Consider the following 26,747-nt stretch of genomic DNA (forward strand, 5'->3'; position numbering starts at 1 on the left):
CAAGGGGATTCAGACCCCTCCTGAATAAAAGCCACCAAATTAAAAATTTGGTGGGGGTCTTAAACCCAAGTTCCCTCCGGTCACGGGAAGGAGTTAGGGGTCAGTTTTCCTCCTGCCTCCTGCCCCCTAACTCCTGCCTTCGTTGATAATTTGCTTTACTATCGGGAGCAAAAAGTTGCAAAATTTTTATTTTGCAGAACAACTAGGGAATTCTAAGTAAGGATTAGCTTTTATTACTTAGGATTCCTATGGCTTATCAGACTCAAGGTTCAAATTTTCAGGCAGTTTCCGGTGATATTGCTGCCGTACAATTGAACCGAAAAGGGTGGTTTTCACGACTTACAAATGGTCTGAGTGTTGCTAACAAAATTAAATGTGGCTATGCTCTTGCTCTGAGTGTTGGAATTTTAGGAACTACGATTGGATTAATTTTTGGAGAACACTATCAAGAAAAAGCTTTGCAGGAGCAACAAAACGCTTTTAAGGAACTGAATTTGCTTTATCGCCTCCAGACAAGTATCCTCCAGACACGGACGCACCAACAGCAGCTCATTCCATTAGTGTCATATCCAAAGTTATATACAGAGGAATACGCACACATTACTAATGTACATGTCCCTGAAATTGAGCAAGTCTGGTCTGAACTCCAAAAATATATAAAAAATGCTGATTATGCGGGCGAAAACCATATTGAGAACATTCCCCTGTTTCTAAAAACTTATGATGGTTTAACTCAAACTTATATTCGGCAGCTTAAAGAATTACTTCAGCAACTTGAACTATCACCTTTAACTCAAAATAAAATTGCGATCGCTCAACAACGACTGTTGAAGTTTACCAACAGTGAGTTAGCAATCAAGTTTGACGGGATATCTGATGAATTAGTTACCGTCATTAATTCTTCTTATAAAGATTTAACAGCAGCGACGGCTGCGTTCAAGACAGCAGCACAAATGCGGGTTTATATTATTACTGCTAGTGTACTGCTATCAGCGCTAATTGCTACTGTTTTAGCTTTATTCACCAGTCGAACCATTACCCGTCCGGTCGAAGTGCTGACAAATATGGCGCAGCGAGTCACCAAAGAATCTAACTTTGACCTGCAAGCACCCGTCATGACTACAGATGAAATTGGGATACTTGCTATTGCATTTAACCAAGTTTTATATAGAGTTAAATGCCTACTGGAAGAACAGCAAGCAGCAGCTTTTCATCAGCAGCAAATGCAAGAAGCCCAATTGCTCCAAAGTGAGAAAATGTCTAGCTTAGGACGAATGGTAGCTGGTATTGCCCATGAAATTAATAATCCAGTAAATTTTATCTATGGAAATTTAGATCCTGCTATTCAATATGTAGACGATTTATTAGCATTGCTACAAACCTATCGCCAAGAAGTGCCTAATCCACCTCTAGCGGTGCAAGCCTATGCCACTGAAATTGATGCAGAATTCTTAGAAGAAGATTTACCCAAACTTTTGCAGTCAATGAAGTTTGGTGCCGATCGCGTGCGGCAAATTGTCTTAAGTTTGAAAAACTTCTCTCGTCTAGATGAAGCAGAAGCGCATCCAGTAAATTTGCACGAATGTATTGAGAGTACCCTACTCATTCTCAATAACCGCATCAAAAAAGGTATTACGATTGAGCGCTTATACGGCGATATTCCCAGCATTGAGGGTTTTTCTAGCTCACTGTATCAAGTGTTCATGAATATTATTAGCAATGCGCTTGATGCATTTGAAGAACAGCACAATGCTCAAGACAAGCCACGAATTGCGATCGCTACTGAACTTAAAGATAAAAACTGGGTAGTTGTCCGCATTGGTGATAATGGTTCTGGGATTCCCCTTGATGTTCAAGAAAAAATTTTTGAGACGTTCTTCACTACAAAAGCCAGAGGTGTTGGCACTGGTATGGGACTTTCAATTAGTCATCAGATTGTAGTTGAGAAACACGGAGGACAATTAATGTGTAAATCTGAGGTGGGTAGTGGTACAGAATTCATCATTTCTCTTCCAATTCAAAAGCACCATTTATCCGAAAATGCTCAAGTGTAACTCTTGCGCTAAAGCTTCAACGAATGCGATCGCACCTACAGGATTTCCTATATTATCCAACCCAGGACTATAGCAAGCGATCGCACCCTCACCTGGTACTATTGCTACAAGTCCACCACCAATCCCTGATTTCATCGGTAGCCCAATTTTGACTGCATACTGGGCAGAAGCTTCGTACAGTCCACAATTTGACATCACAGCATTGACAATGCAACGGTTTTGTAACGATATACAGCTATTTTCACAAGCTAAGAGCTTTCCTAACAGGGCTAAATCTTCAACTCGTCCTGATATAGAGCATATTTTCTCGTAATTGTCAAGTGCGGTTTCCTGATTTTCTAGATGACCTGTTTCGGCGAGGTAGTTTGCGATCGCTTCATTGGCTTTTGAGCGTGTTAATCGCACTGAAGCTAGCATGGCCTCATCTAAAGATAGTTGGCAACCTGCTAATTGGTTGAGCCATTGACAAAATAAAAAAGTGCGATCGCTTGCGTCCTTTCCCGGTAATTTACCAGCGAGAGTAATTGCTCCACTATTAATCATCGGATTGCGGGGGTATCCGCGATCAGTAATGAGTTGTTCTAAAGAATTGAAAGGTGCATCCGATGGTTGTACTCCAACCCACCCAAAAACTCTTTCTGCTCCTAGATGTTCTAGCAGATAGAGTAAAGAAAATATCTTAATCACGCTCATTAGCGGGAAAATACAAGCTGTATCCCCAAAGCTGATAGTTTTTCCCGATTCACAGCAGATATGAACTGCAAACAAAGCAGGATTAGCTTTAGCTAATTGCGGAATGCGATCGATAACTTGTCCTTGTTTAGCCTGAATTTTAGCTAGTTGCACCCAGGCTGATAAGTTCATAGTAGTTAGTTTGTCAAGTCGTTTCAAAATGTAAATTTTCTAAAAGCTCATGTATTAAATAGCAATTAACAGTGTATTATAAGTCTCGTCAAGGCTTTGTAATAGCAGAAAAACATCTATAAGCTGCGAAATCTTTTTGAAAGTTATTGATGTTAAAAGACAATATCAAGTTCAATCGGAACAAGCTTAGGAATATTAAATTTACGCAATGTGCAACTTAATATTCTGAAGTCAGAAGATTTTAGCTTAAGTTGATACCAATAATTACCCAACCCTCCCCGATGTATTGGGGAGGATGCGCGAGTGCGCGGGTGGAGTATTTTTCTAGCTCATAAACTTGAAATCTGCTGTAGTTCTCCCCATTCCTTACAACGGTTGGGGGCTGGGGGGTTAGTTTTGAGTATAAGTTGCACATGGCGTAAGTTGATCTGCCAGAACAAAAGCATTGTGAAACAAAATCAATTTAACGTTCAAGGGGAAAAACTTGTGAAACCTAATTCAAGAAAGTGTACAGCGATCGCAGTTGGCTTCGTTGGTTCGCTATTATGGGGAGCAACTTGCGTTGTAGAAAATCAAAATGCTATTGCACAAGTGGGGGGATTCTTTATAATAAACGAACTATCCAACAAGTGCATTGATGTAGTTGGAGATCCTGGCACAGCGAATCGTGCGCGATTGGAACTTTTTGATTGCGAACTATCTGGATTCACCGGAACCGGTAGAATCACAGATCAAAAATGGGAATTTATTCGTGGTGGATTTATCAGAAATAAATTATCCAACAAATGCATTGATGTAGCTGGAAATCCTGGCACAGCGAATCGTGCGCGATTGGAACTTTTTGATTGCGAATTATCTGGATTTTCCAGTTCAGGTAATACCACAGATCAAAGGTGGGAATTCATTGGTGCAGGATTTCTCAGAAATGGATTATCCAACAAATGCATTGATGTAGTTGGAAATCCTGGCACAGCGAATCGTGCGCGATTGGAACTTTTTGATTGCGAACTATCTGGATTTACCGGAACCAGTGCCAGATCAGATCAGAGGTGTCGATTGCAACCAAGTTTTTAAGAATACTGGTTGAATGAAACCGGATGAGTCGCCCAGAGCTAAGGTACAGGATTTCGTAAATTCTCTCGTTCCCATGCTCTATATGGGAACGGGAAAGTCTTACCAAGCTAAGTTTTTAGGACTCCTGTACATCAAGCCCCGCACCCTCTTAAAAGATTAAGGGGTGGGGTACAATGACTGTGGGAATCATAACTAATTATGCGAGCATGATATTAATTACGAATTACAAATTAGTATGATTCCTCGTGTCAGAGCGCCAGAACTACCACAAAATTACTCTTGGCTCAACATCGATAAACCTTTGCCTCTTAAACAACTCAGGGGTAGAGTTATAATTTTAGATTTTTGGACATACTGCTGTATCAATTGTCTACATATTTTGCCAAACCTGAAATATTTAGAACAAAAATATAAAGACAGCCTTACCGTTATTGGTGTTCACTCTGCCAAATTTGAAAATGAAAAAGAAACAGAAAACATTCGTCAAGCTATCCTGCGCTACGACATTGAACATCCAGTTGTAGTTGACAGTGGTTTTCGGATTTGGGAAGAGTATGCTGTACGTGCTTGGCCTACATTAATAATTATTGATCCAGAAGGTTACGTGATTGGCCAGATTTCTGGAGAAGGAAATCGTGACACTTTAGACGAGTTGATTCAAAAGTTAATTCAGCAACATCAAGAAAAAGGCACAATTAATTTTCAAGAAATCAGCTTGACTTTAGAAAAACAGCGCCAACCATTAATCACACCCCTAGCTTTTCCTGGTAAAGTTATAGCTACTCCAACGGGTTTATTCATCGCTGACTCTGGACATCATCGCCTGATTATGAGTAGCTTTGATGGGGAAATTTTACACTTGATTGGTACTGGAAAATCTGGTTTAACTGATGGTGCTTTTAGCGAAGCGCAATTTTCTGCACCACAGGGAATGGCTTATGATGCCGAAAATGAAATTCTTTATATTGCTGATACAGAAAATCATACCCTGCGGCGAGTAGATTTGAAGCGTCAAGTAGTGGAAGCGATCGCAGGAACTGGTGAACAAAGCCGCAATATCCGTCCTCATGGGGGTACTGGTTTAGAAACTGCGCTAAATTCTCCTTGGGATTTAGTGAAAGTGGGAAATACTTTGTTTATTGCAATGGCTGGGCCTCATCAAATTTGGCAAATGGATTTAGAAACTGGCATCATCAAAACGTATGCTGGTACTGGTGCAGAAGCTTGCGTTGATGGTTCACTTACCGAATCTGCCTTTGCTCAACCTAGCGGTATTAGCACCGATGGGAATGAATTATATATTGCTGACAGTGAAGTTAGCTCAATTCGCGGTGTTGGAATTGTAGAACCGTACCAAGTGCGAACTGTTTGCGGTAGCAGGGGTTTATTTGGTTTTGGTGATGTAGATGGACAAGGTGAAGATGTCCGTTTACAGCACTGTTTAGGAGTGGAATATGCTGAAAATTTTCTGTGGGTAGCAGATACTTACAATCACAAAATTAAATTAGTGAGTCCAACTACAGATAATTGTCAAACAGTTTTAGGAGATGGTACTAGTGGCTTACAAGATGGCCAGGGTAAAAACACTCGATTTTTTGAACCTTCGGGATTGAGTGCGATCGGTTCATATCTATATATTGCTGATACCAATAATCATGCCATCCGCCGCGTAGATTTGAATACTCTTAAGGTGATAACGGTAGAGTTTGTTGGTTTGTGTGCGCCGGATGTTTGTATTCCCCCTAATCTATAAAATGATTGCTTTACCAACAGGTGCTGAGAATAACTTTGCATCTCTGAGTAAGATTTTAAATAAGAAAATCATGAAAAAACGAACCGCAAAAGCGCAAAGGAATGAGAGTTTCAGAGAGTTATTGCGTAAGTTTTAATAAGCGATCGCTTTTTACAAGGCATTTGCGACATCGAATTTGGAGAAATCCTCTTTTCGCTCATCTCTAATTTGAGTAAAAATAGAATTATTTAACAACTAACATCTTATGGTTACTCTTCAACTCAAACAAATTCGAGTTCCACCAGGGCAAAGAATAATCTTGGAAGATGTGAGTTGGCAAGTATTTGAAGCAATTCTCAACGAGTTAGGAGAGCATCGCGGGAGTCGAGTAGCATACAGCCAAGGAACGTTAGAAATTATGGCTCCATTACCAGAACATGAGCGATCTAAGGTAATTATTGGAGATTTAGTGAAAGCCTTGCTAGATGAACTCGATCTCAATTGGGAGTCTTTAGGTTCAACTACCTTTAAGCGAAAAGATATAAGTGCAGGTATTGAACCCAATGATTGTTTTTATATTCAAAACTATAAGCTAATGATTGGGAAAGATAGGATAGACCTAAGTGTTGACCCTCCTCCTGATTTAGTAATTGAAATTGATGTCACCTCTAAAACCCAAATTAGTGCATATCACGCTTTAAAAGTACCTGAAATTTGGCGATATGAAAGCAAAAACCTAGAAATTAGCTTGCTGCAAGGTGAGCAATATGTGAAATCTGTCATCAGCCCCACATTTCCCACTTTTTCTATTACAGAACTCATTCCCCGATTTGTGGAAATGGCGGGAACCACAGGATTGAGTTCAACACTTAAAACGTTTCGACAATCGGTAAGAGAACAAATACAAGACAGCTAAGGCAATAGAATTCGCGGATACATCAAGGTTTTACCTGAGTAGACACGATTTATAAACCCCCTTTTCAAGCATTCCGCGCTTTACTTAAAGAACGGGGAATTAATAATTTAGAGCAATTGTGACCGAATTTAATTTGCACATCCAAGAAAATAACGATCGCTCCGGCAACGCCAAGGGCGAACCCTTGTCAACTCCACTAGAGGATGCAGAGTCTAGCTTACTTCCCTTCAAGGATACGATACACTGTGTTAACACTAAAGGCAAGGATCGCCTTGACCGTTACCTTTCCAAAGAATTACCAGACTTATCCCGTTCCCGCATCCAACAGTTAATCGAACAGGGTAACGTCCAACTTAACGACAAAGTTTGCACATCTAAGAAGATCAATGTCAAGTTAAACGATCGCATCACTCTGGAAATACCAGAAGCGCAACCTTTAGAACTAGTAGCAGAAGATATCCCCTTAGATATCCTTTACGAAGATGACCAGCTACTCATTCTTAACAAACCCGCAGGTTTAGTTGTCCATCCTGCACCCGGTCATCCTGATGGTACTTTGGTAAATGCTTTATTGGCTCACTGCCCCAATTTACCAGGAATTGGCGGAGTGCAACGTCCGGGAATTGTCCATCGATTAGATAAGGATACAACGGGTGCGATCGCGATCGCTAAAACAGAAGTTGCCCATCATCACCTACAAGCACAACTCAAAGCTAAAACCGCACGGAGAGAATATTTGGGTGTGGTTTACGGTGCGCCAAAAGTTGACAGTGGTACGATTGACTTACCCATTGGTCGCCATCCACAAGACCGCAAAAAAATGGCTATTATGCCTGTTGAACAAGGCGGACGAGCCGCAGTCACTCATTGGCAAGTACTAGAACGCCTCGGTAACTATACATTAATTCACTTCCAACTAGAAACTGGACGCACCCATCAAATTCGTGTCCATAGCGCCAAAATGGGTCATCCTATTGTTGGCGACCCAGTTTATAGTTCTGGTCATTCAGTGGGGGTAAATTTGCCCGGTCAAGCACTGCACGCTTGGCGACTAAAATTACTGCATCCCGTATCTGGAGAGTTGATTGAAGTGACAGCAAACCCTCCCAGCCACTTTACAAAACTTGTGGAGATGTTAAAAAGACGAACTGCATCTTAATCTTATTTTATTCAAAGGCGATCGCATTCTTGTAATCGCCCTCGCTCTCACCTCGGTACTAACGCCGGAATTTTTGGTTGTGCAGTGCGTTAGCGCAGCTTACCGTAGATATCGCGCTCAAGCAAACCCCGTCTCTTTGAGCAGCAGTCGTAGTTCTGCGTGACGAAGTTTCGTGTTCTTATTCTTATTTTCCCACATATCAGAAAAGAAGTCTTGCATCAGCGCAATGATGCTACGGTATTTGACGATGCTGGCAACATAGAACTCATCTAACTTCATGACGCCATCAGAATGTATCTGCTCAATGTTGTCGAGTAATATAGACCTCAGTTCATAAGGTTTTAAACCTTCTTTTATGCCATACTTTTCCATTATCCTGCGTTTATCGTTCTCCGAACATAAATCATAGGGCGATCGAATCAGGTGACTAAGATTTCGCAGGACTTCACCATAGTCGTAAAATGTGTTTTGTTTAAAGAATAACTCTTCATCTTTCGTCAACGTAAAACTCTTGTCAAGTACCAAACCAAAATCTGTCAAATATATTTGCTTGCCGTCGGTGAGGATGTTACGAAAATGTGCATCGAAGTGAATGATTCCCTTCGTCCTCAAAAAGGTAATCGTCGTGCGTAAATCATCCAAGGGTTTCTGAAGTTTGTTGGGGTTTTCCCGCAGCCATGTTTCCAGAACATTCGGTATGTACTCTAGAAACAAAATTAACTCATACTTGGCGTTTGCTCTATCTAACACATAATTCCCGGCGTTCGCACTATTGCCCCAGTACTCCACATAAGCTTTTAGATGCAACCTATCTACATCTGCACGCCGCCCGTCGAAACGAATAATCCGATAATGGTACATCAATGGAAAACTGGCAATTGCCCCGTCCAATACCCAGTTGGTCGTCTTGATATGGGTCACGAGTTCCCGGAAGACTCCAAAACCAGTGGAACCGAAGCCGTAATTACAGTAAGTAGGCAGATCGTAGAGGTTTCTGGTGGAGAACAGGTTGTCAAATTCGATGTTTGTAACTGGAATACGTTTCACAAAGACCTTGAATTCTCCAAGGAGGATGGCGTGATTCATCCCCCAACCCGTGCTTGACTCATTTGACTCACTATTGTCAAACAGAGAACGCAATTGTGCATTATCCAACTGAGCAATTTGTGAACTGAGTTTGAAGTACCTCTTCCTTCTAATTTCTATATAATCATTAACCATTTTCCTCATCCAGCCACAGCATGAGAAACCCTTGGCGCTATCTGATTTTACTCAAATCTGACTTTACTTAACTTTAAATCTACTAAGTTACGACCGGGCAAGGAAGTTAGATAAAGTGCCTAAAGTTAGTTACATTCAAACAACTTTTAATATGTGCATCTAAACAAACGATTAGCGTGCATTAGACATGGGATAGAGTCTGTTCCACTAGTTATACCTAAATGAAACTCCTACGTAACCCAAGACTTATGCACGCTATAAAATGATCAAATGGATGTACTAGACAGCCGTCGAACAAAAATCGTTACTTAATTCCAGCTAACTGGCGATAAGGTACAGACTTTTCGATATCGATGTTGAATGACGAGATCCTTTGTGGTGTATTGCCTTTTGCATTGACACTTTGTGCCATAGACAAGAATAGAGCTGGATCGCCTGCCTTGGGCTTTCGCTCTTGTGGGAGGAATCTGCGTACTTCGACCTGCCAAATGATTTGGGGGAAACCCAGCTTGGTACGGTGGTAAGCTTCGTATCGCGGAGATTTGATGTTGAATGGCAACTCACCCTCAGCGCGGGATGGCAATATGCGACGGCGCTGATAAGGCACTGTGGAGTCTCCAAAATTGCTCAGGTACTCTTCAGTGTTGAGGACTTCATCAACAAAGCCTCTAATACCCTTGGTAGCGACTACAATTGACCAGGCAATTTTTTCCCGCTCACTGTATGGGTCGCGTCCTAGAACGCGCTGGATTACTTGCTCAACAAAGCGATAATTATTGTTGAGGTCGTAGAAGCTTTTCCTAAAGGTATTGGAAAGCAGCAACCCACGAATAAAGTCCCGCACTGTAATCTGTCCATTACGGAGTTGGGACTCTAAAAATGTTTCGCGATCGGCAGCAAAGGCATAAAAGAAAATTTGACGATATGCTGCTTCAATCAGAACGTCTAAATCTGACGGAGAAAGCAAATTGTCTGTAGTAAAAATCCTAGGCTGTTCATCACCTGGTACTTCGTATGCAGCTACACGCTGGTTTTGACTTGAAGGGTCGTATGTTAACAGAGGAATTGCCACTCTAAAGCCTCCATATTCTTAATTAAAGTTAACAACTTTAGATCACATATTAAGGGAGTAGTTGTATCAGAACTTCAGATTCTGATAAAATTTCACGAAACTTAACTAAGGGAAATTTAACTATTGTGAAAAATAACGATTAGCCTGTTGGATTCAAGCCATAGCTAAATCAATAAAGGCAGTGGGGCTTTCAGGCTAATAACTACCTAAAAAATTTTATTCACATATTTCAGATTAGGAGATTCAGTTTCACCTTTTTGAAATAAAGCAATAATTATTAACATATAGCAAAAGAAATTAATGGGGAATTGGGCATTGGGCATTGGTTATGTGTCGTTAGGGAACTCCAAAAAATAAATTATCAAATGTTTTGGAATCACAACGACTTTCCCTCCCCCTGCTCCCTGCTCCCTGCCCCCTGCCCCCTGCTTTAAAAGCGATAGGATATTTTTTCTTTGGAAGTCCCTTACCTCCTGCCTCCTTCAATGACCTAACCAAAATTCCAGAGGATCTATGGTTGACTTACAGTAAGGCCAACTACGCAAAGTTGCTTCCATCCCTGGCTCGCAATAGGGTGGTTCCAATCCAAGTCCTAAACATAGATGAGATAGGATGTTGGCAAACTGCTGATTGTGACCGAAGTCTCCTAGATGGGCATGGGCGTATTCATGGATGACTATACCAAACCAGTCTTTAGGTGCAACACGACCAACATCTACCAGAATGGTAATTGGGTTTATGAGAATATTACACAGCCCGTCGATGCCGAAGGATTGAGCTATGGGGGCTGCAAAAATTTGGATGTGGCGACGCTCTTGGGGATGAAAACACTCATGACAAAGCTGTAAATAGGCGTTGATCTGAGCGTTAACGGTGTTAATATTATCGCCAATCCAAGTACAAATGGGGATGCGATCGCGCAGGTTATCGAACACATCCACCATACCCGGTTCTAGGGCAAACCCCTGTACCCAATGCAGATAATCTCGGCCACGAGTAAAAGCATCGGTCTGCTTAAGAATCATTCACCAACCCAAAACTGAATAAAACTGGCTTTTTTCCAGAACATCCGGGCTTTGTGTTTCTGTTACATTTTCTGTATTGGAAACCTCACTAGAAGTTTCAATACGGGTTTCTGTACAAAACGATGCCGTGCTGAAGCCACCAAACCGTTTTACTGTACTGGTTCGCAGTCGCATATTTGGGCTGGCGAACCAGAATCTCTCAATGGAACTCATTGTTTCGTATTCGGTTGTCAACACTAGCCCATCTTCATCATCCATGTGAAAAAGACCGACTACAGGCACAATTTCGGCATAGCCTCTTTCACGCAGTAATTTACCACCCCTGGGGTTATCGGCATCAGGCACGATCGCAAATATGGTTTTTCCTTGATGGTTCTCCTCACCCTCTCTGTCCCAAGACATCGTTCCTAGCCAACGCACCCTCGATCCACCTACCGAAAGGCTGGGGTCAATCTGGTGATACTGGCAAAGCTCAATGATTTCTGGATGATTGGCATCTAGAGTTTCTACCTGTATATCCGATTCTCCTACTTCTGAGCGCTTAAAGGCTAGGTGATGAGTTGCACGTTGCGATCGCCACTTACCAGCACTAAGCTGAAAAAAGTCCATTGCGTCTATCAATCTTCTGACTCCTACTAATTACTCCTGCGGATGATTTTTACCTTGTTGTTTCTTTTTAAAGTTTTTGGTATATAAACATTCTAAACATTACAGCGATTGGTGGTCAGCTTCAAGACCTGATTGATTCACGTTACTACAAAGTAATCCCAGAAATTGCCTGTTATCCTATATCTCTGGTGTTTCGGTTGCGATGATTACGGGTGCTTTTAGATGCTGTTATCCTCAGTGGGGAAATTACCTTCACAGAAATTTAACCCTACTTACGTGATGAATCGCGTCCGTCTCTACAAGAATTGGGAGTAATACAGTTAAGCTTGATTTAAACGTCTATTTTTTATCCAAGACATGATTAGATTTCTAAACTTGTCTGTTTTTGCTTCAGTAAAATGTGCAATGACAACCGCATATAAAAATACAAATACAACTATGATAAGTGCAAAAAATAAGTGTAAAATATCTGGTTCCCAAGGGCGATCGCCAATTACACATGCTCTAATAAAACTCAGTATCGGCATATGGACGAGATAAAGAGTATATGAACATCCTGCTAAAGCTTTAGAGAAGTTTTCGTATGCTCCTTCTTGCCTTATTTGACTACGACTATTAACTAAAAGATATATCATAACAGCAGTAGAAGTTCCTATTAAAAAATCTGCTGTCTCCCGGCTAGATATAAAACGTTCACTTGTTAAGGCAATGTACAGGATTATTATAGACAAAATAGTGAGTGAATTTAGGATATTGTTTTTCTTAAGATATTTAGAAGGATGACATATACTAACTAACGCTCCCATCAGCCAAACCAAAAAATACATTCTAATACTCGAACCAACCATTAATAATATCCCTAAAGTTAAACAAGCGTAGAAAACACGTGCTTTTAAGGATTTAACACAAAAAAATAGGATGATTGAAGGAAAAAGCATATAGTACCAAAATTCATAGGCTAAAGTCCAAACTGCCTTATTTGAACCAAATAAATCTACAAAAATTGTTTGCAAAAAAGCTAGAGTTCCCAAAGCATTTTGAAATGTAAAATTTTCCAAAATTTTATAAGTTGCTAAATGACCGTTATGAAACTTTTCTCCATAAAAGCTATCTTGTCCAGTACCAAATATTTTTATACCTAGAAAATCCCAAAATGAAGACAGTAATAGAGCAGGAATCAATACTACATATAAGCGTGTTAAACGATCTACTAAATAATTAACCCAAGACCATTGCTTTTGCTGGATTCTTCTTATTACGCTAGCTGAAATGAAAAACCCACTTAGCACAAAAAAAATCATTACAGATTGATGACCCAATACTGTTAATGAATTTAATCTTTTTATCAAAAAATTAGGATTACTAATTTCTGAATATTCTATAAATAATAAAAGTCTCATATGACCAAGAAAAACCAATAAAGCAGCTAACCCTCTTAATAAATCAAGATGAGTTGACCATCGATAATTCCTCATTGAAGGAATATTATAAATTGGCTGAATCTGAGTTTTTTCTACTGACATTTTGTTTATTTAAGAAACAGAAAATTGTTATAATATAGGATAAATAATCCCGATTAGGGAACGTCTCATATATTACTTCAATGGCGAAGTATGCCACTTATAAGGTATACAGAGAAACGTGTCAATACATCAAAACAAGCAAAGCTTAATTCATTTTACAGAGTTATTAAATGTGCCATTTAAAAAATACTTCCCTAGTTAAACTTTTAAAACAAGGAGAATAGAAAGAAAACAATTGGTAGTTAAATACCACAAATAATATACAATTATCTATATATGAATACCTACAAGTTTACAAAAAGTTTTTTTGAATTTTATAGCATCTTTATCAAACTCAAGTTAGCAAAATGAAATTCCTTAAGCAAGGTTTAGGAATCCCACTGATCATGTAATTAGCCGTCTGTTATTAGTTTGAAAAAATAATACAGAGGAGAGGTAACTTGGGTTTAACTTCGTTCAATTCAAGCTATCTTTACCTATATTTATAAAAACTTATAACAACAAAGATTTTTGATATTTATCTGGTGACAGTCATAGAAGAGCGTTAAATATTTCCCAAAACAAAATTATTTCAGAAACAAAAAACTCATGATAGCATCTTCAGATATCAGGCTAACCTGAACAATGGTATCATGAGTCACAAAAATTAGATGTGTACATCTATACAGCACTACAGAGGCTTATTACTTACTAGTAGCGATCGCTTCGTTTAAAACTAACTCTGGTTGTGGTGTCTCCTCTTCTTCTGGCAGACCGTAAATTGACCTGTATAACTTCACGTACTCTTTGGCAGATTGATACCAACTAAAGTCTTGGGCCATGCCCCGCTTTTGTAGTTCTAGCCATTGTGGTTTGAAACGGAAGCCTTCCCAAGCCCGGATCATACAGGTGAAAAGGTCTAGCGGTTCATAACGATCAAAGCAATAACCGGTGCCCGCTGCATTTTCGGGATCGTGATGGCTTACGGTGTCAACTAATCCACCTGTGCGGCGGACAATAGGCACAGAACCATAGCGTAAAGACATCATTTGGCTGATACCGCAAGGTTCAAAACGACTAGGCATTAAGAAAGCATCAGTACCAGCGTAGATCCGGCGAGACAGGGCATCGTTATACAGTAGATAAGTTGCCATGCGTCCGGGAAAGCGCGATGCTAATTGCCACATCTGAGTTTCATAGTAGCGATCGCCTGTCCCTAACAGCACAAACTGTGCATCTGTATAAGAAAGGAAGCGATCGAGGATTTGCAATATCAAGTCAATGCCTTTTTGTTCAACTAATCGGGTCACAATCCCAATTAAAAAGGCTTTGGAATTGACTTCTAATCCTACTTCTTCTTGCAAAGCAATTTTGTTGACTTTGCGTTTATCTAAAGTATCAGCAGTAAAGGTCTGGGCAATGTATTTATCATTTTCTGGGTTATAAACTTCAGTATCTATGCCGTTAATAATCCCAGATAACTTACCGCTAATAAAGGACAGCAAACCTTCTAACGTTTCACCGTAAGTAGGTGTCTTGATTTGCTCGGCATAGGTGGGCGAAACTGTATTTACCTTATTGGCAAATTGCACCGCCGCCGCCATAACGTTGTGTCCTTGCATATACCAGGGACACCAAGTAATTTTTTCTAAATACCAACGCCACGGCCCTTGATAAGCCAGATTATGAATGGTGAAGACTGTGGTGATATCAGGATCTTGGTGCATCCATACGGGAATCATCCCCGTATGCCAATCGTGACAATGGATAATTTCCGGTTTCCAGTAATTCCAGGCAAACTCGGCTGCACCATTGGCAAAAAAGGTGAACCGCCAGTCTTCATCATCTCCCGAATAAATGCGGCGGGGTAGAAAAACGGGATGTCCAAATAAGTACAAGGGAACATCAGTACCAGGCAGAACGCTTTCATAAACAGCAAATTCCTGGAACATCGCAGCTCCCCGCCAGATGGGTTCTTTGGGAATTTCCATTTTGTCTGGCAGGAAGCCATAGTAAGGCAAGAATATCCGCACATCATGCCCCATTTCTCTCAGAAATTTGGGTAATGCCCCAACAACATCACCCATTCCTCCTACTTTGGCAATGGGTGCTGCCTCTGCTGCAACAAATAGAATCCGCATGGTAATTTTTGCTTCCCCGGTTCTGTCTATATTGTCAAATTAACTCTTGTCGCGTCTGGCACATATGAGAGTGCAACGGCGATCAACTCTTATCTAATCACATCTGCTTGCCCAATTGCTTAAGAACCGCGTTGAATCACCGCAAAAATTTCTGATAAAATTTCTTGCGCTCCCTGTTGCCGCAACACTTGGGCTAGTTCTATGCCTAGTGCTTCAGCATTATTGGCAATCCCTGTGACGGTATCTTTTACGAACTTTTGACCATCTACACTAGCAACTATCCCTGTTAAGGTCAAATTATCACCAGATATTTCTGTATTTACACCAATAGGGACTTGACAGCCACCCTCTAGAGAGCGTAGAAAAGATCGTTCAGCGAGACAGCGATCGCGTGTTTCGGGGTGTTCGATCGCTTTGAGTAGAGATAGCACTTCACTATCATTAGCACGGCATTCAATACCCAAGGCTCCTTGTCCAACAGCATGGAGGGAGATTTCTTTAGGGAGAATTTGATGAACGCGATCGCCCATTCCCAATCTTTCTAAGCCTGCTGCTGCCAAAATTAGGGCATCGTATTCGCCTGCATCCAGTTTTGCCAACCGTGTAATCAAGTTTCCCCGCACATCCTTAAAGGTAAAGTGGGGGAAGTGATGACGTAACTGCGCTAACCGCCGCAGCGAAGATGTACCAATTACAGCACCTTCTGGCAATGTATCAATTTGTTTATCTTTGTGCTTTTCATGCACCACTAATGCATCTGCTGGATTTTCCCGTTCAGTAATGGCTGCCAGTGTTAACCCTTCTGGTAAATGAGTCGGCAAATCCTTGAGGGAATGAACCGCAAAGTCAATCTCCTGATTGAGCATTCCGACTTCAAGTTCTTTAGTAAAAAGTCCTTTATCGCCAATCTTAGCTAGTGCTACATCCAAGATTTTATCGCCTTGGGTAGACATGGTGTGGACTTCAAAAATGATATCAGGGAATCTTTTCTGGAGTTGCTCTTGTACCCAGTAGGTCTGAACCAGAGCAAGTTGGCTTTTGCGTGAACCAATCCGAATAGTGCGTGGAGGGCTAGAAACAACTGAAGTCATAAAACAATATAATATCGCAGGCGATAAATTCACTCTCATCTAGACTACCGTAGTCAGAGACTCATACCAATCTTGGGGTTTGGATTTTGGATTTTGGATTACAATTCTTTACCTAAAGCTGGTTTTAGGAATCTCAAACAATTTTATTGAGTACAGCATTATTACGGTACGAGCCACTATATTTATTACTCGCAGACAATAAAAATACACGGTGCATCGATTGAAAACTGCTATAAACTTGATGTAGGACTTTCGCAGTAGCAAAAATTATGAGTGTTGCAAAATCTGCATCTCTAACCCTAGAGGAGTTTCTGAAGTTACCAGAAACAAAGCCTGCAAGCCTTTATATTGATGGTGAGATTATCCTAAAACCAATGCCAAAAACGCGCCACTCCCGACTTCAGGCTAAGTTGCTCGATGGAATTAATGAAGTCACAGAAAAGCGGCAAATCGCTTATGCTTTTCCAAAGTTGCGTTGTACTTTTGGTGGTCGGTCAATTGTTCCAGATGTGGCAGTTATCCGTTGGCAACAAATTGAGTTTGACGATAATGGAGAACCTGTAGATGATGTGCTAATTGCTCCAAACTGGACAATTGAAATTCTTTCTCCAGATCAAAGTTCCAATCGAGTTACCAGCAATATCTTACACTGTTTAAAATATGGTTGTCAGTTGGGATGCTTGATTGATCCCGATGACCGTTCAGTTCTCGTTTTTCAACCACATCAACAACCAGAATTTTGTCATAAAGGAGATAGCTTGCCTGTTCTAGATGGTGTTGATTTAAAATTGACCGTAGAAGAGGTATTTGGCTGGTTAAGGATGAAAACAGACTGAGCAACTTCAGTTTCCGTTGGGGCTTCGGCGTAAAACGTTGAGCCATCGCTCAGTCGAAGATTTAAATTATCTTATTAATATCAGACTAATTCAAACCACATCCTTTGTGGACGTGATTTTTATTGGACTAATGATTAATGACTCTCGGATTGCAGTTTTATTCGACATTAAGGGTCAGATTTGAGATATTCCTGTAATTCTTGGGTACGCAGCTTGGTGGTATTTTCTAGACAACCAGAATAAATGCTAGAGGCAATACTTCCTCCGTCATATTTGCTTCTCTCAAACTCACAATTGGTATCTCGAAACTTGATCCATGCAAGTTGTGCAGCAATCAACTTCTGTTTCCTAGACCTTTCTAAGGTAGGTAGCAATTGTTGATAAACTTGATTCAGTTTTTTATCTGCATTCTGATAAGACAACTTCGCGCATTCATTAATTGCTGTTTGGGTTTGAGGATTATTGCAGTTGAATTTTTGAACTAAGCGAATCTCTGGTAAATCAGGGATTGTGCCTGCTATTGTTATGGTGGGGGTATCTAAACTGCTGAGAGTTAGCATACTTGCTAGAACTAGTAATAATTGACGCATGGAAAAATTTTATTGTTTAAGTATAGATAAAAGATACCAAAATACGCGTCAGCATTGGTATGTTCTAATGCAGAAGACTTCTAAACTTTCTGTAAAAGGTAAATTAGCCGCCAGAAGGAAGCCGAAATTTCGCAAGAATGCTAGAAAGAATTTAGTATTTTAGTGATCTAAGTTTAGCTTTTATATTTTATGAATCGTTCCGCCTGTCTCATCTTCAATCCAGTTGCGGGTCAGGGTGACCCAGACTTAGAACTGGCAGAAATTCGGGCAATATTAGAGCCAGAAATTGATCTAGATATTTATCTAACAACTGAAGAAATCGACGCTGACGAATTAGCCTATGCAGCCGTAGAGCGAGGGGTAGATGCAATCATTGCTTCGGGTGGAGATGGAACCCTCTCCGCAGCGGCGGCGGCTCTTGTGGGTACTGATATTCCATTTGGCATCATTTCCCGAGGAACAGCAAACGCTTTTGCCACAGCTTTAAACATTCCTGACACGATCGCAGGTGCGTGTCAGACAATTTTGCAGGGAGGAACCTGCCATGTAGACGTAGCCTATTGCAACGATCAGCCAATGGTACTTTTGGCAGGTATTGGCTTTGAAGCTGAAACTGTAGAATTGGCAGACAGGGGCGCTAAGAATCGGTTTGGGATGATGGCCTACGTTTTCGCTGGAATTCAGCAACTAAGAAATTTAAAAAACTTTGATGTTGAAATTGAAACAGAAGATAGGATAATTAAAACTAGTGCCTGTGCAGTTACAGTAGCAAATGCCGCGCCTCCTACTTCAGTTTTGGCTCAAGGCCCAGCAGGCCTGATTTATGATGATGGGTTACTAGATTTGACGATTGTGGCTCCAACTAACAAAGCAGGAGCGATCGCAGCTACATTTCATCTATTCCAAACGGCTTCTACAGGTAACGCCGTAGAACGGGATGATATTGGCTTTCTGCGAGCCAAACAATTTAAAATCACAACTGAGCCACCGCAAAAGGTTGTTCTAGATGGTGAAATAGTGGGCACAACTCCTGTAGAAATTAAGTGTGTACCAGCAGGTTTGAACATTTTTGTGCCATTAGTAGAAGAAGTTGAGCCTACCGAAAAACTAGAGGGACTCCCTAATCTGACTATTGAGATGAAAGACACGGTAGAGGAGTGAGGGCATGGGGCATGGGGCATTGGGAAAGAGGCAGAGGGGCAGGGTGCGGGGTGCAGAGGGGAAAATTCTCCCTTGCTCCCTGCTCCCTTGCTTCTTCTCCTGCCTCGCCTGCTCCTCTTCAATTGAAAACTCAGGAGTAGGTTGCATTGAAACTTGTATCTGATCCAGCGATCGCTAACAAAATTCGTAAGATGAATCAGCGAGTACGGTGGCAAGATCCGTTAATTGCGGAACGCAACATCGATCAAACTCGCCTGGTGTTGGAACATGGTCAAACAGACAATTCTGAGTTCTCATTTTTAGTTGTAGGTGATAGTGGTTCCGGCAAGCACCGGGGACACAATCCCCAGCGAAAGGTGGCTGAACTTATGTTGCCCCATCACAGCGAATGCCGTTTTATGCTGCATACCGGAGATGTGATCTATTTAGTGGGGTCGAGTGAATACTATCAGCAGAACTTCATCCAGCCTTATCAAGAGTTTATCTTGGGGGGAGAGCATCCCAGACAGGTTGCCTATGACCAGATGATTTTTAAGCTCCCCATTTTACCTGTACTGGGAAATCACGATTACTATAACTTGCCGATTCTATTGAGCTTGGCCTCTCTGACAACATTACCCATTCGCCGCCTGTTGCGATCGCGGTTAGACCTAGATGTAGGCTTGCATGGCTCAGGAACCGGTGAAGCTTACGCACGGGCGTTTCTGGACTATCTTAAGGCGTTTCAGCTTCCAGGAGAGTTAGCCAGCCACTTAGATAAACACTACACAGCCAAGACAGATACAGGTTATTGTCTTAGCTATGAACCCGGGCATTTTACCCGCCTTCCCAATCGCTATTACACCTTTCGCTATAACGGGATTGATTTCTTTGCCTTGGATTCTAATACATTTAACGATCCACCACCCCTGCCTAAAACAAAAGAAGGTGATGCTGATCGCAGACTTTTAGAAAAACGTCGTGAAGATTTAGAGCAAGAAAAGCAGCAAATCATTGAAAAATCAGCCAAGCTTCGTCCAGAAAACCCCAACGAAGCTGACCAATTAGACGACTACCACGCTAACCTGTCACAAATTGAAGAAATTATTGTTGATATCGACAAGCAATTAGCTGCTGATAAAACAACGCTAACTGACACCGAACAACTAGACTGGCTCAAGCAAAAATTAATTGAATCTTGGAATAACTCTGAAGTTCGGGGAAGGATAATTTATTTCCATCATCCACCATACGTAACTGAAGCGACAAAGTGGCAACAAGCACAAACTTTGATAATTCGCGATCGTCTTCGTGGTGTACTGGATGCGGTAGCGAAAAAAGTAGGTTCCCTAACTCAGGGGCGTCCTTTAGTTGATTTGGTATTAAACGGTCACGCGCACTGCTTGGAACACTTAGAGACAATGGATACAGGACACGCTGACTCTCATATCCACTGGATTGTTTGTGGTGGTAGCGGGTTTAGTTTGCGCCGCCAACGGATTGAGGGAGCAGATTTGATGGAAACTTTTGGAAATGAAAATAGATTAGTGGCGCGATCGCATCTCTTCATTGGTCGCAACGGTCAAGGTTCTCAGAAGCGGCGACCTTACTCAGGTTTACGCATTGACGTTAAAGGAGATGGGCAGCCTAAGTTTATTGTCCGTCCTTTGGTTGCCGAATGGCATCAGCGACAATGGCATAATCGAGAACTCGAGCCACTAATCATTTAATTAATTCTGGGGATTTGACTAAAGAGCAACTAAGCATAGCAGAGTTTGTAGGGGAGTCTAAATCTCCGTTACAAAATTGAATTACAAATTATTTTAGCGATCTACCGATCCCATCACAACATCAATGCTTCCCAGAATAACGAAAATATCTGCTACTTTTTGACCTTGGATTAACTGAGATAAAACTTGTAAATTATTGAAATCGGCTGGACGAATTTTCCAACGCCAAGGGAAGATATGATCATCTCCGATGATATAAATTCCTAACTCTCCCCTGCCTGACTCTATACGCACATAATGTTCACCTTGAGGAATTTTAAATGTGGGTGCAACTTTTTTGGCAATGAATTGATAATCAAACCCGTTCCACTTAGATTTAGCACCTGCTTTCATGCGTTGAGCTTCTAAATTTTCGTATGCACCACCAGGTAATCCGTTGAGTGCTTGCTGAACAATCTTGACTGACTCACGCATCTCTCCAAGTCTGACGACATACCTAGCAAAACAATCTCCGGCTGTATCCCACTGTACTTCCCAGTTAAAATCGTCGTAGCATTCATAGTGGTCAACCTTTCGTAAATCCCACTTCACCCCAGAAGCCCGTAACATCGGCCCAGAAATCCCCCAATTAATCGCTTCTTCGCGGCTTAAAACTCCTACACCCTCAACTCGGCGGCGAAAAATAGGATTATTGGTAATCAGTTTTTCATACTCATCAATGGTAGGTGCAAAATAGTTACAGAAGTCTTTGCATTTATCCACCCAGCCGAAAGGGAGGTCAGCAGCAAGACCTCCGATGCGAAAATAATTGTTATTGACCATCCGATAGCCTGTAGCAGCTTCAAACAAATCGAGAATCATTTCGCGATCGCGCAAAGTGTAAAATATAGGAGTTTGTGCGCCAGTATCTCCCACAAAAGGCCCCAACCACAGCAGATGATTGACAATTCGGGCTAACTCCAGCATGATTACTCGAATGTAGCTGGCACGTTTTGGAATAGTGATATTTGCCAGTTTTTCGACAGCATTCACCGTCACGGCTTCATTAAACATTCCGCCATAATAGTCCCATCGACTTACATACGGTACGTACATTATATTGGTGCGGTTTTCGGCAATTTTTTCCATACCTCGGTGTAAGTAGCCGAGGACAGGTTCACAGTCCACCACATCTTCGCCATCTAAAGTGACAACAATCCGAAAGCACCCATGCATCGAGGGGTGATGGGGGCCAAAGTTAATCACCATTGGCTCAGTCTTAGTTTCAATTCTGACCATAAATAGTTTCCCTAATCTCTAAATATTTCTGAAAAAGATGCTATTTTTGAAAACTTTAGAGAATTTACGGACTGGAGTCTTGCAAATTCGTCCGATTTTTTGCAGATTTATCCTATCTTTGTTGAATAGTTTTAGGAGTTACACCCATTAGACGCTTACAGTGAAAATTGAGATGGCTTTGGCTAGCAAAACCAACCAAGTGAGCAATTTCAGCTATTGTCATTTCTCTCTTCAGCAATAATTCCTGGGCACGTTGCACCCGACAGTGAATTACATAGTTATGGGGAGTCATTCCCGTAGATTGCTTAAAAAGCTGGGAAAAATAATGAGGACTCATTGGTATCAATGCCGCCAATTCTGCTAATCCTAAATTCTGGTTAAGATGTTCATGAATGTAGTCTATAACTTGCTGTAATTGACGCCGTGATAAACCATTGTTATATACTTTTAATATCGGTTTACGCGTGGAATAGTGTTCCATGAGATGCACTGATAAAGCATTGACCATCGTCTCTGCATAAAGACGGCTCCCTAAAGGATTATTTTCCAAAATGCCTTTTAGTGCTAGCCCTATTTGATAAATTAGGGGATCGGGTGTGGCAAAGTGCGGCACAAGTTGAATTTGTTCGGCATCTGCTGTTTCGTCAACTGCACGAGCGAAAATTTGTGGTTCAATAGCAACTAGAATAAAGTCCCCTTCAGCATCCCAAGCTGCCTGATGCCCGACGTTAACAGGAGTAATAATAATATCGCCTCCAACTACAGCATCATGATGCTTGCGTCCATCCATTTTCCGTTCAGCATTAATTACCCGCGTTCCATGAGTGAAAATGATCAGAGAATGCCACAAGGGAGTGCAAACTTCAGGAAATTCATAAGCAGGTTGACACATATATGTAAATGAAGCACCCTGCCAACCTGCTTGAAGGCTTGTGAGAATTGGTAGACGTGGAAATAGCGGGAATACCTCATCTTCTTTAGTGATAACTAAGGGCTTTTCTTTTAACATGGACTACTCACCACAAGTTATTACAAGCCCAATGTATCAAAAGCTAAAAAATTATCATATCCCAGGTTGTACTTTATTCATTTATACAAATAGAGACGCAATGATCATTGCGTCTCTCAAAACCGCCTATTTAGCCTTCTTCCGTGTAATTGCACTCAGCAAAAAGGATGGTTGTAATTAAAGTATTCCTGGACCTCTACCGCGTGTATCACTATTTTCGGTCAACTTGCCTTCTTCGTCCTGACTAAGTTCTCCGAGTTCTTCAATACGTTGGGCTTTCTCTTCTGCTGCCTGTTTGCGTGCATCACCCGGTTCTTCGTAGTACATTTCCGGTTCAACAGCATAGTTGTTCAACAAACCTTCTTTGTCCACGGTATATCCGTCAGTAGTGCGTATACTGTCTGGATGGGTTTGGTCATCGGTAGGTGCATCTGCCTCCCTTTCTTCTGTAGGGAGTGTTTTGTACAGAGTTCCCTCTCTTTCCATTCGCGCAGCTGTTTCAGCTGGGATAATACCGCGATCATACGTATCTACTTCAGCTCGATCAGATGAATCTATACCTTTATTAACTGCTTCATTAGCCATAAATTATGCCCTCGTTAAAGAATCTATTAAATAAACTCAAAGCCTAGATTAGGCTGTTTTTCATCTTCGATCTACTATCTTTAGAAGTGATTTAAAATTAAATATAATGTTATGCTCTCTATCTTTTGATGTATGATGTATTCAAAAGATTAATACAAAGCCCGGCTAAATACTTGTAATTTCCATTCATCGTGTGAAACAAGGGTTTTAGCTAAAGTTAACACTGGTAGCAATAAAAATTATTGTATCCCGACTGCGTTTTGTATCGAAAATAGGATAATTACAAAAATCCCGGCTTCTTAAAGAAGTCGGGAATGTGAACCATTAGATTGTATAGATTTAATTAGGGAACGATACAGACTAGTGTACTGAGGCTAAGACAGCTTGATGCAAATCCAATCACTATTCAAATTAACAAGACTTGGGGTTTAAGCAACTTGTTAAAGGTAAACTAACTTACGCCATAGTGCACTAGTTTAATGCTTGAGAAATTTATTCACCCACTAATTGATTTTTCAGTGATTGAATCTCATCGGCTAATTCTTGCCGGGTTGAAGCCTTTAAGAGATAACGGGAAATAAACCAAGTGACATAACTAATTCCAACTAATTCAAAAGTTGGTGATAGTAATGGAATATCATTGATTGCACCCAGTACTGCTAGCACTAACTTGGCTGTAACAATTGCCGCCAAAATTAAACCAACTGTTATTAGAGGTTGCTTATAGTTTTGAAAAAAGCTACCTAAGTATTCAGGCAATTGCTCCAAAAATTGAGAAACTTGTCTACTGATTTGCTGCCATTGAGATTCAGGTTCGCTTGCTGGTGGTAACTTTGGTAAGTTTTCAGTATCTCTACCTTCAAGTGCTAGCGTACCTTGTGAAAAAGAGGTATTGATGGATTCAAGTTGCTGTTGTTCGGTTTCCATAGTTTTTATTTTCGGTAAGTACAAGAGTTTATATAACTGACTGATCGTCAATGAATATAATTATCAAGGTCATCAGTTGTCAATTTGTCAATTATTAATGGTCAGTAATAAGTAGAACTGACCACTAAAACTGAGCAGAGGCATCTAAATTTTTTATTTATGCCTACCTACTCATTTAGATTTATTGTTAGCTATCTTAGCTTTGCGGTGGAGCAACAGTTGCTTTAACAACTACAGTTTTGACACCTTTGATTTCTTTAGCCAAACGTTCAATCTTAGCCAACTCCTGCTGATTGTTTACAGTTCCTGCAACAGTGACAGTTCCATCCTCTGCTGCATCAACTGTTAGTTGGCCCTTGGGTATGTTAGCCTCCAACTTGGAGCGAACTTCACTCGCTAGATCACCTGTAGCTCTTTGTGTATCACCACCAGTTGCATTATTGCGCTGTTCGCGGGCACGGATATCAGCATCAAGTTGTCTTCTGCGAACTTCACTTTGCGCGTCTTCTTGAGCAGCTTGTGTTGCTTGTGTACTTGGTGCTTCTGGAGCTTCATTAGGAGCAGGCGCAGTTACAGTTGTTTTGGCAGCATCTTGACAGGCAGCAACGCCAAAAACTAGAAGACAACTAATTAAGAAAGGAGTTAGCTTTTGCATATGTTTAATTCGGAATCGGAAAGTGAAATTTGTAAAGTTCGTTAATGTTAAGGCAGATGAGAGGAGCAAAGTTTTCATCTTCTTGCTCCTACAATTTTGGTTAGAGTGTTTCATCACGGCGATCAACAATGACTACAGCAGGATCGTCTCTATGAATGTCTCCTGAGTAATTGGTCTGATCGCTATTAATAACTGCTGTGCCCTGATGCGCTCCTCTGTCTAAACCTAAGCTATGTTCGCCTAAATCAGTACCATCATAAATAGCAAATTCTTGAATGCCTCTACGATTGAGAATGGGTTCAGCTTGGCGGATTTCAGCTTCTGTACCATCGATAATTACCAAGTAGTCGCCTCTTTGGAAGCGATCGCTATAAACTCGCGCCTTGTCTTCAGGAATTCCCAAGCCAACGAGTCCGCCTACAATACCCCCAGCTGCTGCACCGATCGCACCGCCAGCTAGTGTTGATGCTAAAGCAGTTGCTGCTGCACCACCTGCGATTACGGGCCCAATTCCAGGAATCGCTAAAGTCCCAAGACCAACTAATAAACCGGTCAAGCCGCCTACGACACCGCCTGTAGCTGCTCCAGCCTTTACACCATCGTCTGCTTTGTTACCTGTGCCGACATTTTTATCTACATCTACACCAGCGATCCCATGACCGTTTGCATCCTTGGCGATGATGGAAATTCTGCTTAAGGGAAAACCTGCATCTCGTAATTCTGTAATTGCTGCTTCTGCATCTCGGCGATGAGAGAATACTCCAATCGCGCGTTTAGCAACACTACTATGAGCCACATTAACATTAGAAGTTGGAGCTACATAATCAGCATTTCTAGCATCTGGATTGTCATAAATACCAAACTCTTCGACACCACCCTGATGTAGAATTGCTTCTGCTCTAGCTATTTCTGTATCTGTACCATCTAGGATGACTAAATAGTGTCCGCGTTTTACACGTTCGTCGTAAACTCTAGCTTGTTCTTCGGGGATTCCTAAACCAACCAATGCACCAAGCAAACTACCAGCTACTGCACCAATACCAGCACCAGCGAGAGTCGTAGCTAAGGTTGTTGCTGCGGCCCCAGCCAGCATAATTGGCCCGATTCCAGGAATTGCCAAAGTACCAAGACCGACTAATAACCCAGTCAATCCGCCCAAAGCACCGCCTGTAGCTGCTCCGACTTTAGCGCCTTCGTCAGATTTATCACCGACGCGATCGCGTACATCAGCACCAGCAATATTATCTTTGTCTCCATCCTGGGTAATGACAGAGACTCTGTTCATGTCAAAGCCAACTTTTTTTAATTCATGTAGGGCATTTTCAACATCTCGACGATGAGAAAATACACCTACGCCACGTTTATGTACACCTACAACCATTATTCTTTCTCCTCAGCAAAAATCAATTATTCACTAATTTATAGCTCCTAATAAGCATTATTAATACATATTTAGCTTTACATTTCATCAATCGCTTGGAAGAATTTTTATCTCTATCATTAGACATACGTGCTTTTATCTAAAGATAGTAAAAAA

24 protein-coding genes are annotated in these 26,747 nt (G+C 41.2%); 9 read left to right on the forward strand and 15 right to left on the reverse strand.

The window, feature by feature from the left end; genetic code table 11:
* Nucleotides 1–248: 248 nt before the first annotated feature.
* Nucleotides 249–2,054, forward strand: a complete 1,806-nt coding sequence (locus tag H6G26_RS05915; protein ID WP_190728359.1) for an ATP-binding protein — start codon at nucleotides 249–251, stop codon at nucleotides 2,052–2,054.
* Here H6G26_RS05915 and H6G26_RS05920 read toward each other — a convergent pair.
* Nucleotides 2,031–2,945, reverse strand: coding sequence for a glutaminase (locus H6G26_RS05920; RefSeq protein WP_190728360.1), 915 nt, complete (start codon nucleotides 2,943–2,945; stop codon nucleotides 2,031–2,033). The genes H6G26_RS05915 and H6G26_RS05920 overlap by 24 nt on opposite strands.
* 459 nt (nucleotides 2,946–3,404) lie before the next feature.
* Between H6G26_RS05920 and H6G26_RS05925 the strand changes: the two genes are divergently transcribed.
* The 4 genes from H6G26_RS05925 (at nucleotide 3,405) to H6G26_RS05940 (ending at nucleotide 7,799) form a co-directional block, all read left to right on the forward strand.
* Nucleotides 3,405–3,992 carry an RICIN domain-containing protein gene (locus H6G26_RS05925; RefSeq protein ID WP_190728361.1) on the forward strand — a complete coding sequence of 196 codons (588 nt, stop codon included), beginning with the start codon at nucleotides 3,405–3,407 and terminating at the stop codon, nucleotides 3,990–3,992.
* Between the two features lie 235 nt (nucleotides 3,993–4,227).
* Nucleotides 4,228–5,745, forward strand: coding sequence for a thioredoxin-like domain-containing protein (locus H6G26_RS05930; protein ID WP_190728362.1), 1,518 nt, complete (start codon nucleotides 4,228–4,230; stop codon nucleotides 5,743–5,745).
* A gap of 244 nt (nucleotides 5,746–5,989) precedes the next feature.
* Complete coding sequence (locus tag H6G26_RS05935; RefSeq protein ID WP_190728363.1) at nucleotides 5,990–6,640, forward strand: Uma2 family endonuclease; 651 nt, start codon at nucleotides 5,990–5,992, stop codon at nucleotides 6,638–6,640.
* Nucleotides 6,641–6,878: 238 nt separating this feature from the next.
* Nucleotides 6,879–7,799 carry an RluA family pseudouridine synthase gene (locus tag H6G26_RS05940; RefSeq protein ID WP_347242436.1) on the forward strand — a complete coding sequence of 307 codons (921 nt, stop codon included), beginning with the start codon at nucleotides 6,879–6,881 and terminating at the stop codon, nucleotides 7,797–7,799.
* 117 nt (nucleotides 7,800–7,916) lie between these two features.
* Here the strand turns inward: H6G26_RS05940 and H6G26_RS05945 are convergent, their stop codons facing one another.
* On the reverse strand, nucleotides 7,917–8,663 hold the full coding sequence (locus H6G26_RS05945) for a hypothetical protein (protein WP_242053601.1): 747 nt from the start codon (nucleotides 8,661–8,663) through the stop codon (nucleotides 7,917–7,919).
* Between H6G26_RS05945 and H6G26_RS42365 the strand changes: the two genes are divergently transcribed.
* Nucleotides 8,652–8,903, forward strand: coding sequence for a hypothetical protein (locus H6G26_RS42365; RefSeq protein ID WP_242053602.1), 252 nt, complete (start codon nucleotides 8,652–8,654; stop codon nucleotides 8,901–8,903). The genes H6G26_RS05945 and H6G26_RS42365 overlap by 12 nt on opposite strands.
* Nucleotides 8,904–9,324: 421 nt before the next feature.
* On the opposite strand, the gene H6G26_RS05950 is transcribed toward H6G26_RS42365, so the two are convergent.
* The 6 genes from H6G26_RS05950 to hemC form a co-directional block, all read right to left on the reverse strand.
* A complete protein-coding gene (locus H6G26_RS05950) occupies nucleotides 9,325–10,092 on the reverse strand; it encodes a phycobilisome rod-core linker polypeptide (RefSeq protein WP_190728366.1) in 768 nt (255 codons plus the stop codon).
* A gap of 482 nt (nucleotides 10,093–10,574) precedes the next feature.
* Complete coding sequence (locus tag H6G26_RS05955) at nucleotides 10,575–11,117, reverse strand: hypothetical protein (protein ID WP_190728367.1); 543 nt, start codon at nucleotides 11,115–11,117, stop codon at nucleotides 10,575–10,577.
* On the reverse strand, nucleotides 11,118–11,735 hold the full coding sequence (locus H6G26_RS05960) for a phycobiliprotein lyase (RefSeq protein WP_190728452.1): 618 nt from the start codon (nucleotides 11,733–11,735) through the stop codon (nucleotides 11,118–11,120).
* Nucleotides 11,736–12,046: 311 nt separating this feature from the next.
* A complete protein-coding gene (locus H6G26_RS05965; protein WP_190728368.1) occupies nucleotides 12,047–13,249 on the reverse strand; it encodes an acyltransferase in 1,203 nt (400 codons plus the stop codon).
* Nucleotides 13,250–13,932: 683 nt separating this feature from the next.
* The gene (gene glgA, locus H6G26_RS05970; protein ID WP_190728369.1) at nucleotides 13,933–15,369 is read right to left on the reverse strand and encodes a glycogen synthase GlgA; all 1,437 of its coding nucleotides are present in this window, start codon (nucleotides 15,367–15,369) and stop codon (nucleotides 13,933–13,935) included.
* A 119-nt stretch (nucleotides 15,370–15,488) separates the two neighbouring features.
* Complete coding sequence (gene hemC / locus H6G26_RS05975) at nucleotides 15,489–16,460, reverse strand: hydroxymethylbilane synthase (RefSeq protein WP_190728370.1); 972 nt, start codon at nucleotides 16,458–16,460, stop codon at nucleotides 15,489–15,491.
* Nucleotides 16,461–16,729: 269 nt separating this feature from the next.
* On the opposite strand from hemC, the gene H6G26_RS05980 reads away from it, so the two are divergent.
* Nucleotides 16,730–17,296, forward strand: a complete 567-nt coding sequence (locus H6G26_RS05980; RefSeq protein ID WP_190728371.1) for a Uma2 family endonuclease — start codon at nucleotides 16,730–16,732, stop codon at nucleotides 17,294–17,296.
* 167 nt (nucleotides 17,297–17,463) lie between these two features.
* Here H6G26_RS05980 and H6G26_RS05985 read toward each other — a convergent pair whose 3' ends face one another.
* Nucleotides 17,464–17,886, reverse strand: coding sequence for a lysozyme inhibitor LprI family protein (locus tag H6G26_RS05985; protein ID WP_190728372.1), 423 nt, complete (start codon nucleotides 17,884–17,886; stop codon nucleotides 17,464–17,466).
* Nucleotides 17,887–18,075: 189 nt separating this feature from the next.
* Here H6G26_RS05985 and H6G26_RS05990 point away from each other — a divergent pair, with 189 nt between their 5' ends.
* Together H6G26_RS05990 and H6G26_RS05995 are read left to right on the forward strand one after the other, a co-directional pair.
* Complete coding sequence (locus tag H6G26_RS05990) at nucleotides 18,076–19,047, forward strand: YegS/Rv2252/BmrU family lipid kinase (RefSeq protein WP_190728373.1); 972 nt, start codon at nucleotides 18,076–18,078, stop codon at nucleotides 19,045–19,047.
* A gap of 146 nt (nucleotides 19,048–19,193) precedes the next feature.
* A complete protein-coding gene (locus tag H6G26_RS05995) occupies nucleotides 19,194–20,756 on the forward strand; it encodes a metallophosphoesterase (protein WP_190728374.1) in 1,563 nt (520 codons plus the stop codon).
* A gap of 93 nt (nucleotides 20,757–20,849) precedes the next feature.
* Here the strand turns inward: H6G26_RS05995 and H6G26_RS06000 are convergent, their stop codons facing one another.
* The 6 genes from H6G26_RS06000 to H6G26_RS06025 form a co-directional block, all read right to left on the reverse strand.
* Nucleotides 20,850–22,034 (reverse strand): NAD(P)H-quinone oxidoreductase subunit H, encoded by a 1,185-nt coding sequence (locus H6G26_RS06000; RefSeq protein WP_190728375.1) that lies wholly within the window; start codon nucleotides 22,032–22,034, stop codon nucleotides 20,850–20,852.
* Nucleotides 22,035–22,146: 112 nt separating this feature from the next.
* Nucleotides 22,147–23,043: an AraC family transcriptional regulator gene (locus H6G26_RS06005; protein WP_190728376.1), complete on the reverse strand. Its 897-nt coding sequence runs from the start codon at nucleotides 23,041–23,043 to the stop codon at nucleotides 22,147–22,149.
* A gap of 177 nt (nucleotides 23,044–23,220) precedes the next feature.
* On the reverse strand, nucleotides 23,221–23,628 hold the full coding sequence (locus H6G26_RS06010) for a hypothetical protein (RefSeq protein ID WP_190728377.1): 408 nt from the start codon (nucleotides 23,626–23,628) through the stop codon (nucleotides 23,221–23,223).
* A gap of 492 nt (nucleotides 23,629–24,120) precedes the next feature.
* Complete coding sequence (locus tag H6G26_RS06015) at nucleotides 24,121–24,555, reverse strand: CAAD domain-containing protein (protein ID WP_190728378.1); 435 nt, start codon at nucleotides 24,553–24,555, stop codon at nucleotides 24,121–24,123.
* 196 nt (nucleotides 24,556–24,751) lie between these two features.
* Entirely contained in the window at nucleotides 24,752–25,210 is a 459-nt protein-coding gene (locus tag H6G26_RS06020) for a BON domain-containing protein (RefSeq protein ID WP_190728453.1), read from the reverse strand.
* Nucleotides 25,211–25,310: 100 nt separating this feature from the next.
* A complete protein-coding gene (locus H6G26_RS06025) occupies nucleotides 25,311–26,591 on the reverse strand; it encodes a general stress protein (RefSeq protein WP_190728379.1) in 1,281 nt (426 codons plus the stop codon).
* Nucleotides 26,592–26,747 lie beyond the last annotated feature (156 nt).

This window comes from Nostoc sp. FACHB-888, assembly GCF_014696655.1.
Taxonomy (GTDB): domain Bacteria; phylum Cyanobacteriota; class Cyanobacteriia; order Cyanobacteriales; family Nostocaceae; genus Nostoc.